General features: G+C 65.0%; 16 protein-coding genes. 8 read left to right on the top strand and 8 right to left on the bottom strand.

The annotated features are described in order from the left end of the window. The 3 genes from A9W99_RS04665 to A9W99_RS04675 all read left to right on the top strand — a co-directional run. On the top strand, positions 1–1,734 hold a 1,734-nt coding region (locus tag A9W99_RS04665), incomplete at its 5' end, for a lysylphosphatidylglycerol synthase transmembrane domain-containing protein (RefSeq protein ID WP_067374160.1). Positions 1,735–2,457: 723 nt separating this feature from the next. After that, entirely contained in the window at positions 2,458–3,141 is a 684-nt protein-coding gene (locus A9W99_RS04670) for an LpqN/LpqT family lipoprotein (RefSeq protein ID WP_067374163.1), read from the top strand. A gap of 83 nt (positions 3,142–3,224) precedes the next feature. Continuing rightward, complete coding sequence (locus tag A9W99_RS04675; protein WP_067374166.1) at positions 3,225–3,710, top strand: hypothetical protein; 486 nt, start codon at positions 3,225–3,227, stop codon at positions 3,708–3,710. 3 nt (positions 3,711–3,713) lie between these two features. Here the strand turns inward: A9W99_RS04675 and A9W99_RS04680 are convergent, their stop codons facing one another. Genes A9W99_RS04680 through A9W99_RS04695 form a run of 4 tightly spaced genes read right to left on the bottom strand, consistent with a single transcriptional unit; the run spans position 3,714 to position 7,183 of the window. Then, on the bottom strand, positions 3,714–4,469 hold the full coding sequence (locus A9W99_RS04680; RefSeq protein WP_067374355.1) for a Mut7-C RNAse domain-containing protein: 756 nt from the start codon (positions 4,467–4,469) through the stop codon (positions 3,714–3,716). Beyond that, on the bottom strand, positions 4,466–5,545 hold the full coding sequence (locus A9W99_RS04685; protein ID WP_067374168.1) for a galactokinase: 1,080 nt from the start codon (positions 5,543–5,545) through the stop codon (positions 4,466–4,468). The genes A9W99_RS04680 and A9W99_RS04685 overlap by 4 nt, the downstream gene beginning before the upstream one ends. After that, the gene (gene galT, locus A9W99_RS04690; RefSeq protein ID WP_067374172.1) at positions 5,542–6,678 is read right to left on the bottom strand and encodes a galactose-1-phosphate uridylyltransferase; all 1,137 of its coding nucleotides are present in this window, start codon (positions 6,676–6,678) and stop codon (positions 5,542–5,544) included. The genes A9W99_RS04685 and galT overlap by 4 nt, the downstream gene beginning before the upstream one ends. Next, a complete protein-coding gene (locus A9W99_RS04695; RefSeq protein ID WP_067374175.1) occupies positions 6,635–7,183 on the bottom strand; it encodes a hypothetical protein in 549 nt (182 codons plus the stop codon). The genes galT and A9W99_RS04695 overlap by 44 nt, the downstream gene beginning before the upstream one ends. Positions 7,184–7,243: 60 nt before the next feature. On the opposite strand from A9W99_RS04695, the gene A9W99_RS04700 reads away from it, so the two are divergent. Both A9W99_RS04700 and A9W99_RS04705 read left to right on the top strand, forming a co-directional pair. Further along, positions 7,244–8,503 (top strand): cytochrome P450, encoded by a 1,260-nt coding sequence (locus tag A9W99_RS04700; protein ID WP_067374179.1) that lies wholly within the window; start codon positions 7,244–7,246, stop codon positions 8,501–8,503. Positions 8,504–8,707: 204 nt separating this feature from the next. Continuing rightward, a complete protein-coding gene (locus tag A9W99_RS04705) occupies positions 8,708–9,877 on the top strand; it encodes an FAD-binding domain (RefSeq protein WP_067374358.1) in 1,170 nt (389 codons plus the stop codon). Positions 9,878–9,961: 84 nt separating this feature from the next. Here A9W99_RS04705 and A9W99_RS04710 read toward each other — a convergent pair whose 3' ends face one another. Next, the gene (locus A9W99_RS04710; protein WP_067374182.1) at positions 9,962–10,750 is read right to left on the bottom strand and encodes an adenylate/guanylate cyclase domain-containing protein; all 789 of its coding nucleotides are present in this window, start codon (positions 10,748–10,750) and stop codon (positions 9,962–9,964) included. Between the two features lie 93 nt (positions 10,751–10,843). Between A9W99_RS04710 and A9W99_RS04715 the strand changes: the two genes are divergently transcribed. After that, entirely contained in the window at positions 10,844–12,400 is a 1,557-nt protein-coding gene (locus tag A9W99_RS04715) for an HD domain-containing phosphohydrolase (RefSeq protein ID WP_067374185.1), read from the top strand. 126 nt (positions 12,401–12,526) lie between these two features. Beyond that, positions 12,527–14,215, top strand: a complete 1,689-nt coding sequence (locus tag A9W99_RS04720; protein WP_067374190.1) for an ATP-binding cassette domain-containing protein — start codon at positions 12,527–12,529, stop codon at positions 14,213–14,215. A 112-nt stretch (positions 14,216–14,327) separates the two neighbouring features. Here A9W99_RS04720 and A9W99_RS04725 read toward each other — a convergent pair whose 3' ends face one another. Then, on the bottom strand, positions 14,328–15,770 hold the full coding sequence (locus tag A9W99_RS04725) for an amidase (protein ID WP_067374193.1): 1,443 nt from the start codon (positions 15,768–15,770) through the stop codon (positions 14,328–14,330). Positions 15,771–15,860: 90 nt separating this feature from the next. Further along, positions 15,861–16,076: a hypothetical protein gene (locus A9W99_RS26420; RefSeq protein WP_156622938.1), complete on the bottom strand. Its 216-nt coding sequence runs from the start codon at positions 16,074–16,076 to the stop codon at positions 15,861–15,863. Between A9W99_RS26420 and A9W99_RS04730 the strand changes: the two genes are divergently transcribed. Beyond that, positions 16,069–17,214 carry a hypothetical protein gene (locus tag A9W99_RS04730; protein ID WP_156622939.1) on the top strand — a complete coding sequence of 382 codons (1,146 nt, stop codon included), beginning with the start codon at positions 16,069–16,071 and terminating at the stop codon, positions 17,212–17,214. The genes A9W99_RS26420 and A9W99_RS04730 overlap by 8 nt on opposite strands. Here the strand turns inward: A9W99_RS04730 and A9W99_RS04735 are convergent. Continuing rightward, on the bottom strand, positions 17,193–18,185 hold the full coding sequence (locus A9W99_RS04735; RefSeq protein WP_067374199.1) for a DNA polymerase domain-containing protein: 993 nt from the start codon (positions 18,183–18,185) through the stop codon (positions 17,193–17,195). The genes A9W99_RS04730 and A9W99_RS04735 overlap by 22 nt on opposite strands. Between the last annotated feature and the right edge of the window lie 18 nt (positions 18,186–18,203).

Consider the following 18,203-nt stretch of genomic DNA (forward strand, 5'->3'; position numbering starts at 1 on the left):
GAGGGCCGGGTGGACGGTGCGGTGCGCGCATTAGCCAAACGCGGCTTCGTGGTGATCGGCCTGAGAGTGGTCCGGCCGGCCGGCCCGGGACCACTTGTATTGGCGGCGACAGCCGAGGATTCCGCTGCGCCCGCGGCGGTCGAGCTGTACGGCCCACATCAGCGCAGCGGGGGCGCACTGCGCCAGGTCTGGCGTAAGTTGCGGCTGCGCGGCACCGAAACCGCGCCGCTGCAGACGTCCATGCGCCGCGCTGTCGAGCATCGCGCTCTGATGTCCATTGCGGTCAACGACGCCGGCGTGGGCAACACGTCGACGATCGCCGTCGGCGTCCTCGACCGCGGGTGGACGTTGTATGCGCATGAACCCGTTCGCGGAATTCCGCTCGACGAATGCCCGACGGAGACGCCCGTCGCACGCGTCTGGGCAGCCTTGCGAATCCTCAACGAGCACCAGATATCTCACGGCGATCTGCGCGGCCACGAGATCACCGTCGACGACGGTGCCGTGCTCTTCGGCGGCTTCGGCAGCGCCGAGTACGGGGCCACCGACGCCCAGCTCCAATCCGACATTGCCCAACTGCTGGTGACGACTTCGGCGCTGTACGACGCGAAATCCGCGGTCGGCGCAGCGATCGATACGTTCGGTAAAGACACCATATTGACCGCGTCCCGCCGACTCACCAAATCGGCTGTGCCGAAACGAATCCGGCAGTCGGTTTCCGACGCGGGCACGGTCATTTCCAACACCCGTGCGGAGGTCAAGCGCCAATCGGGCGCCGAAGAGATCAAGCCCGAAACCATCACCCGGTTCACCCGCAGCCAGATCATCCAGCTGGTGCTCCTGGGGGCGCTGGTCTACGTGGCATATCCGTTCATCAGCACCGTGCCGACCTTCTTCTCCGAGCTGCGCAGAGCGAACTGGTGGTGGGCGCTGCTCGGATTGGCGGTGTCAGCCTTGACCTATGTCGGTGCGGCCGCCGCATTGTGGGCCTGCGCCGATGGTCTGGTGGGCTTCTGGAAACTTTCAATCGTTCAGATAGCCAACACTTTTGCGGCTACCACTACCCCAGCCGGGGTGGGGGGGCTCGCGCTGAGCACCCGGTTTCTGCAGAAGAGCGGACTGAATGCGCTGCGGGCCACCGCGGCGGTGGCGCTGCAACAGTCGGTGCAGGTGATCGTTCACGTCCTATTGCTCATCTTGTTCAGTACCGCAGCTGGCGCGTCGACCGATCTCTCGCATTTCGTCCCGGGCGCCACAGTGCTGTATCTCATCGGAGGTGTAGCGCTGGGCATCGTCGGCGCATTTCTGTTCGTACCCACCCTGCGAAAGTGGCTGGCGACGGCCGTGCGCCCGAGGCTTGAGGAGGTGACCACCGACCTCATCGCGCTGGCCCGCGAACCCAAGCGACTGGCTTTGATAGTGCTCGGTGCTGCTGGAACGACTCTCGGTGCTGCACTGGCGCTTTGGGCCAGTGTCGAAGCGTTCGGGGGCGGCACGACGTTCATCACCGTCACCGTGGTGACGATGGTCGGCGGCACGCTCGCCTCGGCCGCTCCGACGCCCGGCGGTGTCGGCGCCGTGGAAGCGGCGCTGATCGGTGGTCTGGCCGCCTTCGGCGTTCCTGCGGCCGTGGGTGTGCCGTCGGTGCTGCTGTATCGCGTGCTGACCTGCTGGATACCGGTGTTCGCCGGCTGGCCGGTGATGCGTTGGCTGACCAACAACGAGATGATCTAGCACGAGCAGACGCAGAATCGCCCTTTCGGTGCGAAATACGCGATTTAGCGTCTGCTCGCGGTGGAATTGCGTGGTCTACCAGGTGACAGCATTTGGTCTCGCGGACGGGACTGGCTAGTCGCGCATGAATCATGAGTCCCATGAGTCGCAAAATGTCCTGCGAGTGTCTTAACATCCGACTCAGAGCGACAACTGTTGCGCGCCAACTGCTTTGTCGTGAGCCGACATGAGGACTCACATCTTCAACATGACGTCGCCCGCACATGGTCCTGGCTGTGGTTGTGAATCCTTTGCTTTAAGCAGTGAATCCTTGGCTTTGCGCGTGCAGTTTGGGCGGAAATCCGCGTCGATTCCCGCTCTACACTCACAATGAAAACCACTAGTACACAATGAAAACCGCTAGCGCACACTGAACGCCGCTGCTACACAACGAAAGCCGTTAGTATTTGCGGCTGCCCCGGACGGCTAAAAGCGACACTCTGCTAGTTGTCGCTCTGAGTCGGGCAAAAAGACACATGCCGGCGATGTTGTGAATCGTGGGACTTATGGTGCACCACTCGACAGCGATTTCGCGATGTCGCCGCAGGCTGCCCTGACAGCCCGTTCCTGCTCGCGACGAAATTAATTGAATGGCAATTGTAGTAATGCAGCGCAAACCGCTGGACTACCCTCAGTCCCGACCCGGCCAGCGTAGGTGCCGGCCCGTTTCGGGAAAGGCAATTGATGAAATACTTTACGGCGGCTATTGCCACGGTGGCGGTGAGTCTGGCGCTGGTTGGTTGCGGTTCCAACAACAAGTCCGAGACCAAGACGTCCACCTCGACCTCGACCTCAACCTCGACGTCGACCGTAACTTCGTCAGCGACCAGTACCGCACCGGCCTCCGGCGCCAAGTACACCATCGCCGACTACATCAAGGACAACAAGATCACCGAGACTCCGGTCCATCACGGTGATCCCGGGTCACCCACCATCAACCTGCCGGTGCCCGACGGTTGGCAGGTGCTCAAGGAAAGCTCCAGCGCACCCTACGGCGGCATTGTCTTCGCCCCGCCCGCAGACCCGAGTGACCCGCCCACCATTGTGGCGCTCGTCGCGAAGCTCACAGGTAACGTCGACCAAGCCAAACTCATCGAGTTCGCCCCGGGCGAGTTGCAGAATCTGCCGGGATACCAGGGCTCTGGCAATGGCAACTCCTCCTCCTTGGGCGGATTTGCGGCATGGCAGTTAGGCGGCACCTACGAAAAGAATGGCAAGCGGCGGGCCATCGCGCAGAAGACGGTGATTATTCCCAGCGGGGACGCGGTATTCGTGCTGCAGCTCAACGCCGACTCACTGGAAAGCGAGCAAGGACCGTTGATGGACGCCACCAATGTCATCGACGAGCAAACGACGATCTCCCTTTGATATGACGGCATCCGTAAAAGCCCGCCAAGACCACTATCTTGGCGGGCTTTTACGTCTCGAGTCCGAGGCTCTACCGTAATGGCATGGCAGAACAGTCGTATGCGGTAGATGTTGGGCACCCACCATCGGCTCTACTCCGTCTGGTCAACCCCATGCTGGGTGCCCTGCTGCGCACCCCGTTGGCGGGCTCAGCCCGCAAGCAGCTGATGGTGCTGAACTTCACCGGGCGAAAGTCGGGGCGCCAGTTCACAATTCCGGTTAGTGCTAATGTGATCGACGGTGAGCTGTATGCACTGGCCTATGCCCAATGGAAGTACAACTTTCGCGACGGCGCGCCCGCCCAGGTCGTCTACGACGGAAAGACCACCACGATGCGCGGCGAACTCATCCGCGACCGTGCGGCTGTGTCCGCCCTCTACCTGAAGTGCGCGCAAGGCTACGGAGTCAAGCGCGCGCAGCGCATGATCGGGCTGAAATCCAGGGAGCAGCGAATTCCGACTTTGGAAGAGTTCGCCGAGGCTACCGACCGAATGAAGTTGGCGGCCATCCGATTCACGCCGGCGCAGTAGCGGTCAAAGCTGGGCGCGTAGTCGTTCGACGAGGCCGACCATCCGTGCGTGATGCGACCCGGCCCAGTAGATGCGTCCGCAACCCGAGCAGCGACTGAAGTCTTGGTAGTAGCGACGCGTCAATGGCTCGAGCCGGTCGAGCACCTCGTCCTTCGAAACGGCGACCAGCGTGCCGTTACACCGCAGGCACCGGGTGAACGGCGCCAGCCGCTGCCCGAGGTCCAGTCGTCTGATCACCTCGAGCGCCTGCTGCTCGGGATCCTGCGAATGCACGAATATGCCATGCGTGACGGCGCTGCGTTTCAGCAGGCCGCGGTCGCGAGTGAGCAGGATCCGCTGCTCGTCGCGGCTGATATCGGCCAGGGTCGGGTCGTCGGCGTCGCTCGACCACCACACGTCCAGACCGAGGACACGCAGCAGCCGCGCCAGCCGGCCGAGGTTCACGTCGACGACGAACCGCGGAGTGCGCAGCGGCACCGGCCGTAGCCGCGCCGTCGACCCGATGTCCAGCGCTTCGAACATCGGATAGGCGGCGATGCGGTCGCCGACACTCGGGCGATAGTTAAAGCCTTGCGGAGATCCGTTGACCAGGATCAGGTCGACCTCGGTGTGCGGAATGCCCATGGCCTCCAACACATCCTTGACTGTCTGATGACTCCGGAACGGGCGCCGCACGGTCACCCCGCGGGACTCGCCTGGCAAGAAGTCGTTGAGCTCCGCGTATGCCCGAACGTCGACGTAGCCGCGCTCCTCAGTCACCCGCACAGCCCCGCGCCAGCGGCCGCACGAGTTCGGGTGATCACCGGTTCGTCAAAACCGCCCGCCGCTTGCCGCACCGCCTGACCAACCACATCCGCCCGATCGGCCGGAACCAGCGCGATCACACACCCTCCGAAGCCTCCGCCAGTCATCCGGGCGCCCAGTGCACCGGCTCGCACCGCGGTATCGGCGATCAGATCGATGTGCTCGGTGGTGATTTCGAAGTCGTCGCGCATCGAGTCGTGCGAGGCGATCATGAGGCGTCCTGCTTCGACGAAGTCCGAATCACCCAGGGCGGAAACAAAGTCGAGCACCCGCTGGTTTTCGGTTAACACATGACGGGCACGACGGGCGTCGACCGGGTCGGTCATCGCCGCTAGCGCCGACGGATCTTGCACCTCGCGCAGCGACGACACGTTCAGATCAGCGGCGGCTCGCTCGCAGGACGCGCGCCGCGCCGCATATTCGCCGCCGGCATGACGGTGGCGTGCCCGGGAGTCGATGAGCAGCAGCGCAATACCGGAAGCATCGGGGTCGAAGGGCGCGGGCGCGACGGTGACGTCACGAAAGTCGATCAGCAGTGCCGTGGCCGGTGCCCCGAATAACGACGCCAGCTGGTCGAGCAAACCCGTTGGGGCGCCGACATACTCGTTTTCGGCACGTTGCGCGAGCCGGGCCTGTTCTTTGATGTCGATCCGGGCACCGGCGGCCGACGCGATCGCGCCCAGCACCGCGCATTCCAGCGCAGCCGACGAAGACAGCCCCGATCCCATCTCCAGATCACTGGTGATCGACATCGCGCCGCCGGGCACCGGATGGCCCGCGGTCCGCAGCGCCCAGATCACCCCGGCTACATAGCCGGCCCACCCGCTCACGTCACCGGGAGCCGTCCCGAGCGGAATGCGCACCGGCTTGTCCGCGCGATCGCTGGCCGCGGCGATCGCGTCGCTGCGGTCGGGGGTGAAGGTCACCACGGTGCGCTGCGGCAGCGCGATCGGCAGCGCGAACCCGAGGTTGTAGTCGGTGTGCTCCCCGATCAGGTTCACGCGCCCAGGGGCGGCGTACCGGACCGTCATTGGAGTTCCCGCAGCCGCTGCGCCACGCTTTCGGGCGTGACGTCGCTGATGAACGCCTCCATCGCCGATTCGGAGGCTGCCAAGTACTTGAGCTTGGTAGCGCTGCGCCGGATCGACATCATTTCGACATGGAAGTAGCCTTCGACCTGAGGCTCGGTCTTGGCGAATTGATGCAACGCCGAAATATACGGCAGTGGAACAGAATACATGCGGTCGAAGCGCTTCAGCACGTCGAGGTAGACCTGCGCCAGGCCATCCAGCTCGTCCGCATCGAGATCGACCAGGTTGTGCACGAACCTATTTGGGTAGATATGCACCTCGACTGGCCAGCGCGCCGCGAATGGCACGAACGCGGTGAACTGCTGAGTGAGCGCCACGACGCGGCTGCCGTCGGCGACCTCGCGCGCCAGCATATCGGCAAAGAGGTTGCCGCCGTGGCGCATTCGGTGTTCGCGTGCCTGCCGAAGCATGGTAACGGTTCGCGGCGTCAGATAGGGGTAGCCGTAGATCTGACCGTGCGGATGGGTCAGCGTGACGCCTATCTCCTCGCCGCGGTTTTCGAAGCAGAACACCTGCTCGATGCCCGGCGCTGCCATCAGGTCGGCGGTGCGGTGCCGCCATGCCTCGACGACCAGCCGGGCGTGCATCGGTTCCAATTCCGAGAACGACCCGGTGTGGTCGCTGGAAAAGCAGATGACCTCGCACCGGCCATACCCGGGAGCGAACACAAAGCCGTCACCGGTGGGCAGAGATGCCGGAGTTGACCCGCCGGACAGACTAGGAAACCGGTTTTCGAAGACGACTACGTCGTAGTCGGCCGCGGGCACCTCACTGGTCAGCCCGGTCGGACCCGGACACAGCGGGCACTGGTCGGGGGGCGGCTTGTAGGTGCGGTCTTGGCGCAACGCTGCGACGATCACCCACTGCCCGGTTGACCGGTCGAATCGCAGCTCCGACTGCTCGGCGCCGCGCAGCGGCAAAGGTCTGCGATCCGGGACCGGTGCTGGGCAGTGCCCGGGCAACGCGAAAAACAGCAGGTCACGGCCGTCGGCCAGCTGTGCCCGCGTCGGTTCTGTCACGTCGTCAAAACTAGCTTGGCCGCCGCTGGGCTGATTGCTCGGTGCGCTCTGCATTGGCGAGCAGACGATCCTGTATCCGCGGCCACCAGAGGATTTCGATCGCCATAAAGACGACGAAGACCCAGGACACCACTGCCAGGCGGGTGTTAGCAGCAAAGGTGTCGAACACTGCAAGGGCCAAAACCACTGCCGCACATAGCCAGAAAACCCACTGGACACGTCGGGACTGCTCGCGTGCGTCGCGCAAAGCGCCGACATACGCGAGCGCCGCGGGAGCCAGCCGGGTGTCGTCGATCCGCTCGCCCCGACGGACCGCAGCGCTCACCACTACCCGCTCGGTCGGGGTGAGCTCATTTGCCGCAGGCCAGGCCTTACTCATCCGGCGGGACACCACGATCCCGTTGAAGACGCCGATCACCACGAACGCGACCAGCGCACCCACCAGCACGCCGGATTCGGCAAATACCAACGCAGCAAGGAAGATACCGACCGGAACACCCACACATACGGCCCGATACACCGGGCCGCCGCGCCATACCCACGCCGGAATCAACAGCATGATGCGATTGTGGCGTGAATTCGTCGTTGCCGCCGAGACTTGCGGATTTACTATCGGGCAATGGCCACTCCGAATCTTCCGAACCTGCCCCGAGGGTTCGACTTCACCGATCCCGACATATATGCCCGCCGGATACCTGTCCAGGAGTTCGCCGAACTGCGTGCGACGGCGCCGATCTGGTGGAATGAGCAGCCGTTGGACCAGGGCGGCTTCGGTGACGGCGGCTACTGGGTGGTGAGCAAGCACCGCGACGTCCGCGAGGTCTCGTTGCGCAGCGACATCTTCTCGTCGGCCGAGAAGTCGATCGTGCCGAGGTATCGGGAAGATCAGGCGCAGGGCCAGATCGAGGCCGGGCGAGCATCGATGATCATGATGGACGATCCCGAACACAGCCGGCTGCGCAAGATCGTCGCGCGCGGCTTCACCCCTCGTGCCGTCGAACGCCTGCGGGCCGACCTCGCCGAGCGCGCTCGGCGAATCGCGAGACAGGCCGCGGCCGAGGGTTCGGGCGACTTCGTCCGCCAGGTCGCCTGCGAGCTGCCGCTGCAGGCCATTGCCGGCCTGCTGGGCGTGCCGGCGGCGGAGCGGCAACAGCTCTTCGACTGGTCTAACCAAATGATCGGAAGCGACGATCCGGAATTCGCCGACCACGACTCGTTGACTTCTGCGGGCGAAATGATGTGGTACGCCATGCAATTGGCGGCGCGCAAGGCCGAAGAGCCCGTCCCCGGCGAGGATATCGTCACCACGCTGATCCACGCTGACGCCGATGGTCAACTCTCTGAGGCCGAGTTCGGCATGTTCGTGGTCACGCTGGCCATAGCCGGCAACGAGACGAGCCGTAACTCGATCACGCAGGGAATGATGGCGTTCACCGAGTACCCGGACCAATGGGAGCTGTTCAAGTCGCAGCGCCCGAAGACCGCCGCCGACGAGATCATTCGCTGGGCCACTCCGATCACGGCGTTTCAGCGCACCGCTCTGGTGGACACCGAGCTTGGTGGGGTGCGGATCAAGAAGGGCCAGCGAGTAGTGATGTTCTATCGCTCGGCCAACTTCGACGAAGAGGTCTTCGCCGACCCGTACACCTTCAACATCCTGCGCAGCCCCAACCCGCACGTCGGATTCGGCGGCACCGGAGCGCACTACTGCATCGGTGCCAATCTGGCCCGCATGACCGTCGACCTCATGTTCAACGCGATCGCTGACGAGCTGCCCGACTTGACCCCGTTGGCCGATCCCGAACGGCTGCGATCCTCGTTCATCACCGGTATCAAGCACTGGCACGTCGACTACGGGACCGCCACCTCGAAACGGTAGTCAGCGCCGGCATTGGGTGTGAATCCTGGGCTTTGTGTGTGCAACCTGGGCGGGAAAATCGCGCCGATGCCCGCCCTGTCCTCACACCGAAAACCGTCAGTTCACACCGGAAGCCCTCTACTCACACCGAAAACCCTCAGCAGCGAGGGGCCGCGGTAACAGAGCGCCAGCCGGCTAATTGATGCCATAGGATACAATTGTATGATGCAAGTAGCGATTAGCGGAGCCGGGGTGGCCGGAGCGGCAATCGCCCATTGGCTGCACCGCACCGGCCACAGCCCCACGCTCATCGAGCAGGCGCCGGAGTTTCGCACCGGCGGCTACATGATCGACTTCTGGGGCGTCGGCTACCAAGCGGCCAAGCGGATGGGCATCGAGGAGCCGATCCGCAAAGCTGGATACCAAATCGAATCCTTGCGTTCGATGGGCCGGGACGGCGAAGTCAAAGCGGAGTTGGGAGTCAACGTCTTTCGTCGCATCGTCGGCGAGGAATTCACCAGCCTGCCGCGCGGCGACCTGGCCGCCGCCATCTACCGAACCGTCGAAGACGAGGTCGAAACGGTATTCGGCGACAGCATTGCGAGCGTCGAGCAACACAGCGACGGGCTGCGTCTGACCTTCGAGAAGAGCCCGCCGCGCGAATTCGACTTGCTCATCGGCGCCGACGGTCTGCACTCCAACGTGCGCCGACTGGTGTTCGGGCCCGAAAGCGACTTCGAGCACTACCTCGGCTGCAAGGTCGCCGCATGCGTGGTCGACGGGTACCCCTCCCGCGAGGAACTGGTCTATTTCACCCACAACGTCTCCGGCCGACAGGTGGGCCGCGTTTCGCTGCGCGACGACCGCACCATGTTTCTGTTCATCTTTCTCGACCAGCACCAGGATCCTGGCTTACCGCCAAAAGAACAGCTGCGCAACCAGTTTCGTGACGCAGGCTGGGAATGCCGGGACATGCTGGCGGCGCTCGACGATGTCGACGACTTCTACTTCGACGTGGTGAGCCAAATCCGGATGGACCGCTGGTCGCGCGACCGGGTGCTGCTGATCGGCGACGCCGCCGGTTGTATCTCGCTGCTCGGCGGCGAGGGCACCGGCTTGGCGATCACCGAGGCGTACGTCCTGGCCGGCGAACTCGCGCGGGCCGGCACCGACTATCGTCGCGCCTTCGAAGCCTACGAGGAGCGCCTGCATCCGTTCGTCAAGACCAAGCAAGCCGACGCCAAAAGGTACATCTCGTTCTTCGCCACTCGGACCCGGTTCGGGCTGTGGTTCCGCAACGTGGCGATGCGCACGATGAATTTCGCTCCGCTGGCAACGCTTTTCGCGGGCAGCGTGCGCGACGACTTCGAGTTGCCCGATTACAACTTGCCGTGAGCTGCCCGGTTGCTAGGCCGGTGAGCAGACGCAAAATCACCCGAAATTAACCACTTTCGGGTGATTTTGCGTCTGCTCGCGCTGTCACCGGGCGCCTGACATGTCGAGGACGAACGAGTCCACGGGCCTGTCGTGTCCGCGCAGGTTCAGGCGGCGTTGCAGCGTCTTCCCCATCAACTCGTCGGCCACCCCCGAGGCCACGAGCAATTCCCCACCGGCCGCGTGTTGCTGCATGCGCGCCGAGACGTTGACCGCATCGCCGAGCGCGGTGAAGTCGACCACCGCACCGCCGACGTTGCCGACATACGCGACGCCGGCATTCACCGCGACGCCCAACTCGATCCAGGGACCGTCGTCGCTGCCGTACCCGACCGCATCCAGCAACTCCATCCCTGCCACGACCGCTCGCCGCCGGTAGTGCGGACCGCTGATGCCCTGCACAAAGAACGCCATGATCTCGTCGCCGATGAGCTTGTCGATCACCGCGTCATGGCGCAGCAGGGTCTTGGTCGCAGAAACGTAGAACCGGTTGAGCAGCGCGGCGAAGTCCGCGGCCACACCGCGGCGGCCCAACGCCGTCGAGCCGCGCACGTCGGCGAACAACACGGCGACGTCCACCTCCGCCCCACCCGGGGGAAGCGCGTCACAGCATCGACTGCACAGGTTGGGGTTCTTGCGCGACGGGGTGAACCCCGCGGCGGCGAGCACCCGTCCCGCGGGTCCGCCAAATGGGTTGTTGCACACCTTGCATCGCGGCGCCGAGGGCAGATACCGAAACACCCGTCGCGCCCTCACCAAGGAGGCGTGACCTTCGGTGAGCACCTTGTCCCATGGCTGCGCGGAGACCTCGCGTGGCAGGTTGGTTGTGATCATGGGACAAATGGTTGCGCTCAGACAGGTTCGACACATGGGGCATCCGCCTCAAAAACCGCGTGGCGGACGACGTGTTCGGGCCAGAATCAGAGCGTGCACCCTAGACAGGGCCCGACGACAGGTCTGCGCAGAGCCGAGTTGCTGGCCGCGATATCGCTGGCGATCGACCTCGGTCTGGGGCAGCCGATGGAGCACATGCTTCGGTCGGCGCTGATCGCGACGCGAATCGCCGAGCGGATGGGCCTAGACGCCGGACAGCGCGCCACGGTGTACTACGCCAACCTGCTGGGTTGGATCGGTTGTCACGCCGACTCCCACGAACTCGCGGCGCTCTTCGGAGACGACATCGCCTACCGCGCCGACACCTACGCGGTGGATATGACCGGGCTGCCGTTCCTGCGTCTGATGGTCAGCCACCTGGGTCGCGGATTGCCGAGCTGGGAACGCGGCATCCGTTCGGCGGCGTTTGTGCTCACGGCGCGAAACCAGGTTGCCAAGATGATCCATTCGCACTGCAGCTCTGCGGGCGTGCTGTCCGATCGGATGGGCCTGGACCGACGGGTCGGGGAGGCGCTGGCGTACGTCTTCGAGCGCTGGGACGGCCGCGGGATGCCGAATGGTGCTCGCGGAGATGACATTCCGGTCGAGATCCACATCGTTCACCTGGCCGACGTCGTCGAGGTGCATTTTCGCATCGGAGGGGTTGAAGCGGCAGTCGACGTCGTGCGCTCCCGGCGTGGCACGCAATTCAGCCCGGCCGTGGCCGAGGTGTTCGAGGGCGACGCCGCCGCGATCCTCGACGGGCTCCTCGAAATCGATGTCTGGGCGGCGGTGTTGTCGCAGGCACCCGATCGCGACCGCATTCTCGACGATGCCGAGATCGACGAGTTATTAAGAGCCATCGCTGATTTCGTGGATCTGAAATGTCCCTGCTCGCCGGGCTATTCGCGCGGAGTCGGCGACCTGGTGGCCGCCGCGGCACGCCAGCTGGACATGTCGTCGGCTGACGTCACGCGCCTGTACCGCGCTGGGCTGGTGCACGGCCTGGGCAGGTTGGGGGTGTCGAATCAGATCTGGGAGAAGAAGGGGCCGCTCACCACCGCGGAATGGGAGCGGCTGCGGATGTACCCGTACCTCACGGGGCGGATCCTGAGCCGGGTCGGGGGTTTGGAATCGGTGGCGTCGCTGGCGACTCAGCACGAGGAACGGATCGACGGGTCCGGTTTTCCCCGCGGGCTGGCGGGCGCGGAGCTGAGCAGACAGGACCGCTTGCTGGCCGCGGCGGTGGCGTATCACCAACTGCTCGAGCCGCGTCCGGATCGGCCCGCGTTCGACGCCGGTGGGGCCGCGAGTCAGTTGCGCCAAGAGGCACGCGCCGGACGACTCGACGCCGAATCCGTCGAGGCGGTTTTGACGGCGGCGGGGCATCGGACGTCGCGGCGGACGCCTTGGTCGGGAGGGCTGACGTCGCGGGAGGTTGAGGTGCTGCGGCTGGTTGCACAGGGCCGGTCCAACCGCGAGATCGCCGCCCAGCTGGTCATCGCCGAGAAGACGGCGCGCAACCACGTCGAGCATGTCTACACGAAGCTGGGCGTCAACAACCGCACCCAGGCGACCCTCGCTGCGATCGATCGCGGTCTGGTCGGCTAGCGACCGCGAGCAGACGCAAAGTCCCCCGAAAGCACGGCGTGTCGGGGGACTTTGCGTCTGCTCGGCCACACCATCTTGAGGCAAACGCCCCATGTGGCGCCGAGGGCAGCGACCGATGATCGCTGCATGACCAAGCAAGTACAAACCACACTGACACACAACGGGTTCAGCACGCGCGGCGCGCGGGTCGACGCGGTAAATGTGACCCGGCACGCCGGGTCCCGCAAAATCCTGCGCGAGATGTCGCTGTCCGTCGAACCCGGCGAGCTGATCGCCATCGCCGGCGGCAGCGGCGCAGGCAAGACCACCTTGCTGGAGGTCCTGGCGGGCCTGGCGCCACCGTCGGCCGGCGAAGTCCGCCACGACGGCGTCCCGTGCAGTGCACGGGTCAGCTGCGAGTCCCGCATCGGCTATGTGCCTCAGGACGACATCATCCACCTCGATATGCCGCTGCGCCGCACGCTGCGCTACGCCGCGCGGCTGCGGCTGCCCGCGGGTACGTCGGCGGCCGAAGCGGACCGGATAGTCGAGGAGACCATGCACGACCTCGACCTGGCCGACCGGGCCGACGTCCCGGTCCGTGACCTGTCCGGTGGTCAGCGCAAGCGGGCCAGCATCGCGGTGGAGCTGCTGACCCATCCACGGATTTTCTTCCTCGACGAGCCCACCTCCGGGCTCGACCCGGCTACCGCCGCCGACGTGATGGGCCTGCTGCGCAGGCTCAGCCGACGCGGAGTCGCCGTTGTTCTCACCACGCATGAGCCGGCCGCGATCGACCGGTGCGATCGGGTGGTATTCCTGGCCCGCGACGGCCACCATGCCTTCACCGGCACCCCGGCCGAGGCTCGACGCTACTTCGGCGTGCATGATCTCAACGACGTGTACGGCCGAATGTCGGGTGAGGATCCGCAGAGTTGGACGACGCGATTCGCGAACAGCGGGCTGCATTCGAATCCCGTTGCGGCCCAACCGATATATGCCAGACCGGGCGTCACCCGAGTAGGCGCACTCCGACAATGGTGGTTGCTCACCCGACGCAATGTCGATGTGCTGTTTCGCAACCGATTGACGTTGGCGGTACTGCTGGGCTCACCGGTGCTGGTGACGGCCATGATGGCAACGCTGTTCAAGCGCGGCGCATTCGATCCACACAGCCCGGCCGATGTGGGCCCGGCGCAGATCGTGTTCTGGATCGCGTTCGCCGGCTTCTTCTTCGGTCTGACCTACGGGCTGCTCCAAATCGTCGGGGAGATGGCGGTTTTCCGGCGAGAACGCCTGGCCGGATTGAGTGTGGGCGCGTACGTTGCCTCCAAGATCGCAGCGCTGCTTCCGGTGCTGGCGGCGGTGAGCGCGGTGCTGCTCGGTGTGCTTCGGGCGCTCGGCCGACTGCCCGCTGTCGGTTGGGATGTGTACGCAGTGCTTTTCGTAACGATCGTGGTGGAGGCGACGTCGGCGCTGGCGCTGGGCCTGCTCGCCTCGGCCGCGGTGTCCAACGCCGCGCAGGCCGCACTCGCCCTGCCGATGCTGTGCTTCCCGCAGGTCCTGTTTGGTGGCGCCATCGTCCCCGTCGACCAGATGGCCACCCCGGGACGTCTGATGAGCCTCATCCTTTCGAACCGGCACGCCTTCGACGCGTTGGGCCGCGACCTGAATCTGGAGAGGTACACCGCCACGCTGCCGGCCATGTCGGCCTACCGCGAAACCTTCCACGGCGGCACTGCCGGCAGTCTCATCGCGCTCGCCTCGTTTGCCGTCGTCCTCACGTTGGCAACGGTGTGGGTGCTCGACCGGCGGTCCGCACCCGGCGCTCGCTAATTGTCGCGAGCTGGGGGCACTCCCCTACCTACGGTGTGGGCCCACCCGCTTGCGGGGGAACGCAAAATCGCCCTAAATGAAACACTTTTGGGCGATTTTGCGTCTGCTCGCGCTACCTTGGCGCCGGCCGCGCTGCATGCCAGGGATGCGCTGCCTCCAGTTGTGCGGCCACACGAATGAGGACATCTTCGGCGCCGTAGGCGGCGGCGAGCTGGATGCCGATGGGCAGCCCGTCGGGGTTGCGGTGCAACGGAAGGCTGATCGCCGGTTGTCCGCTCATGTTGAACGGCGGCGTGAACGCGGCGAACTGCCCGCCGCGGCGCATCGGCGCCGTCGGGTGCCCGGGGTCGTTCTCGAACTCCGTCAGCGGCGGCGGCGGTTCGGCGACCGTCGGCGTCAGAAGGAGGTCCCAGCCGTCGGCCCACCACTGTTGCAGCGCGCGCCGAAACGCATACACCGCAGCCTGCGCCGCGGCGTAGTCGACGGCGGTCACCTCCGTCGCCCGCTCGATCAGCGCCCAGTTGACCGGCTCAATGTCGTCGGAGGTCACCTCGCGGCCAAGCGTCTCGCTGAACCCGCGGGCCGCCATTGCCAGCTGCGTCGCCCACAGCGCCATGAACTTGTCGACCAGGCCGGTATCTGCCAGACACGCCGGCCACGCCGGCTCGACTATGTGCCCAAGGCCTTCCAGCTTCGACGCCGCTGCCCGCACGGCCGAAACACAGTCCTGGTGCAGGAATTCGCCGCGCGGGTGGACGTCGAGCAGCCCTATGCGCAGCCGGCCCGGCTCAGCGCCGACCTCGTCGAGGTATGGCCGCTGCGGTGCGGGTGCGATCACGCTGTCACCGATGCCCGGACCGCGCACGGCATCCAGCAGGCCCGCGGTGTCACGCACCGTGCGGCTGACGCACAGCTCGACTCCGAGGCCGACCTCGGCACGATGCGGGCCGACGGTGATCCGGCCCTGGCTCGGCTTGAGCCCCACCAACCCGCAACATGAGGCGGGAATGCGGATGCTGCCGCCCCCATCCGAGGCGTTGGCGAACGGAACCATCCCGACGGCGACCGCCGCTGCGGCGCCGCCGCTTGATCCGCCCGGGGTGCGATCCAGCGCCCACGGATTGCGGGTCGGTCCCCATGCCAGCGGTTGTGTGGTTGGCAGACTGCCCATTTCGGGGCTGTTCGTCCGCCCGGCGATGACCAGCCCGGCCGCCTTGAACCTGGCCACCAGCGTGGTGTCGGCGGTGTCGATCTTGCCTGCCTCTTTCAGCGCGACATTGCCGTTGGACAGGGTCTGACCGGCGAAGCTCGTGTAGAGATCTTTGAGCAGAAACGGGACGCCGCGGAACGGGCCGTCGGGCAGGCCGGGACCGGCGGCCACCGAGCGGGCATGCTCGAACCACTCGATGACCACGGCGTTCAACAACGGGTTCGACTCCTCGATCCGCTCGATGGCCGCTTCCAGCAGTTCGCTGGGGGTGACCTCACCCTTGGTCACCAGCGCCGCCTGGTCGGTGGCGTCCATCCAGCGCGTCTCTTCGGCAAGCCCATTCATGCCTTTGGGTTTATCACGACGGGCATCTTTGTTTGTACCGCCCGAGTCGCAGGGGCCGGCGAACGGCTTTAGGCTTCTTTGCGCACAGGACTAGCGGGGGTTGCGGATCAGTGTGAATAAGCGGCTGGGTGTGGTTAAACGCAGAATCGCCATGGTGTCGGCGATCTGTTCAGCCGTCGTCTCATTTGCGGCCTGCTCGACTTCGCAGACCGCATCGCCGCCGGCGGGAAGGTCCGCCACCTCGACTTCGGCGTCCACCGCCCGCCCGGTCGCCGCACCGGCTCCGGCAACCAGTCCATTGGCCAAAGACTGGAAAAGCTACGGCGGCACCGTTTACTTCGGCTGTCCCGAGGGATTCTCGTCGAGCAAATCGGCGCTCGAGGACATTCGTCCGAAGATCTTCGACATCAAAACGGGGCAATTCACCTCGCCGGCCATCCCCGCTGTGCCTGCCGGCGAGAATGTGACCGGCGGTCTGTGTGCGCTGTCCAACACGGCCGACGACATGAAAGTCATGTATCTCGTCACGACCGTCGGCGCAACTCCAGACACTACGAAGACGACGGCGTATCTCTTCGACCTCAAATCGGAGCGGCCGCTGGTTACCAAGGAACTGCAGCCGCCGGCACCCGATCTCAGATTTTCCGCACCGAAGGAATGGCGGCTCGGCCCGACGCTATCCGGTGTGGCGTGGGTGAACGCCTTCGGCGATGAGCACGGCTCAACGTCACCGCCCCGGACCGTTATTCTGTCCAACACCGACCTGTCAGTGGGTTGGACGGATCCGCAGCCCGGGCGAGTGTGGCAGGATGTTCTTGCGTTTCAACGTAATACGACGCCGGGCAAGAGGTCGGGCGCGGAGCTGAGGCTACCGAGCGGCGAAGCGGTATTTCAGGACAACGACATTGAGGCCGTCGAAGCCGAATTGTCCGAGGGGCCGGACAAGTTGGTGAAAATCTCACGTCGAGATCCCGCCAACCCCTCCGTCGTGTCGACGATTTTCTGGGACGTGAACACCAGAGCCATCGTCAAGTTCGGTGACACCGACCGGATTTCGGGCAGCGGACTGGTCGCCACCTTGTCCGACGGGAAATTGTTGATCGATGCTCGTGGCTCGGATAACTCCCAGTTCGGATTCGGCGTGTGGAACTTGCGTACGCAGCAGTGGGATCTGCTGAAAACCAGAGACGAAGCCGGTAAGTTGTCGATTTCCAAACTGGCGTTCTTCGGCGACCGGCTCTATGTCACGTACGCCGGCGGCACCCTTTCGGTGCTCGGTCTGCCCACCGCCAACACGCTCGCGTCGAGCTGGTCAGTCCGGCCTTTCGGACGCATTTCCGGGTGGACGCTCGTGTGCCGCGGCGAAACACCCACCAGCGGCGAATGCAAGGAAATCGTCCTGGTGCAAGACGAGAACGGCCACTACCCAGGGCCCTGGACCTGATCTGACGGCCCCTCTGGCCCGTCCGCCCGGCGTGCCCGCGCGCGTCGCTTGCCTTCGTGCATCGCAGCCACTCGGGCGACCGGAATCCCGCGGCCTTGTGCGATGAGATCATTCGGCAGACGCTGCGGCGCGGCCATCATCTGGGCCCAGGGATCGTAAGCGGAAAGCGCATTGACTGCCGTGTGCACGTTGAAGTCAGCGGGGTTGACGCGGTCCAGATCTGACCAATCCAACGGGAAGGACACCGGCAACCCCGGTCGCAACCGCGGGCTGTAAGCAGCGGCGACGGTCGCGCCGCCGGCCCGGGTTGAGTCGACGAACACCTTGCCCGCCCGGTCCTCGACGATGAAAGCCGTTGTCGCCACGGTGGGGTCGAGCGCCTCCGCGCGTGCGGCGAGCGCGCGCGTCGCCGCAGCCACGTCGTCGACCGGGGCCTTATCGTCGATAGGCACAAAGACATGAATGCCCTTCGCGCCGCTGGTTTTGACGGAGCCGACGAGTCCGCTATCGGCGAGAGCCTGTCGTACGAGGTAAGCGACGTTTACCACCGCTTTGAAGTCATCGCCGGTGGGCGGGTCGAGATCGAGGACGAGATGGGTAGGCCGATAGATGTCGTCGGCCAAACCCAAGGTGGGGTGATACTCGACCGCACGCTGGTTGGCGAGCCATAACAGCGTGCGCCTGTCGTTGCAAACCGCATATCGCACCTCCCGTTGCGAGGCCTCCGCCCAAATCGAAGCCGTCCGCACCCAATCCGGGGTGTACTTGGCCACGTTCTTCTGCATGAACGGCGCACGCCCGCGCAGGACCCTGAGCACCGTGAGCGGCCTACCGGCCAGTCCAGGCAGCATCCTGTCAGCCACCGCGTCCAGGTAGTCCACCAAGTCGCGCTTGGTGGCCTCGGCGTCCGGGCTCAGCGGTTGGTCGAGATTGGTCAGATCGATTCCAGCGCGCTGCTCACCGGCGCTCATTTACGCCGACTGCCTAGC

The organism is Mycobacterium sp. 1164966.3, from assembly GCF_001665395.1.
GTDB lineage: Bacteria > Actinomycetota > Actinomycetes > Mycobacteriales > Mycobacteriaceae > Mycobacterium.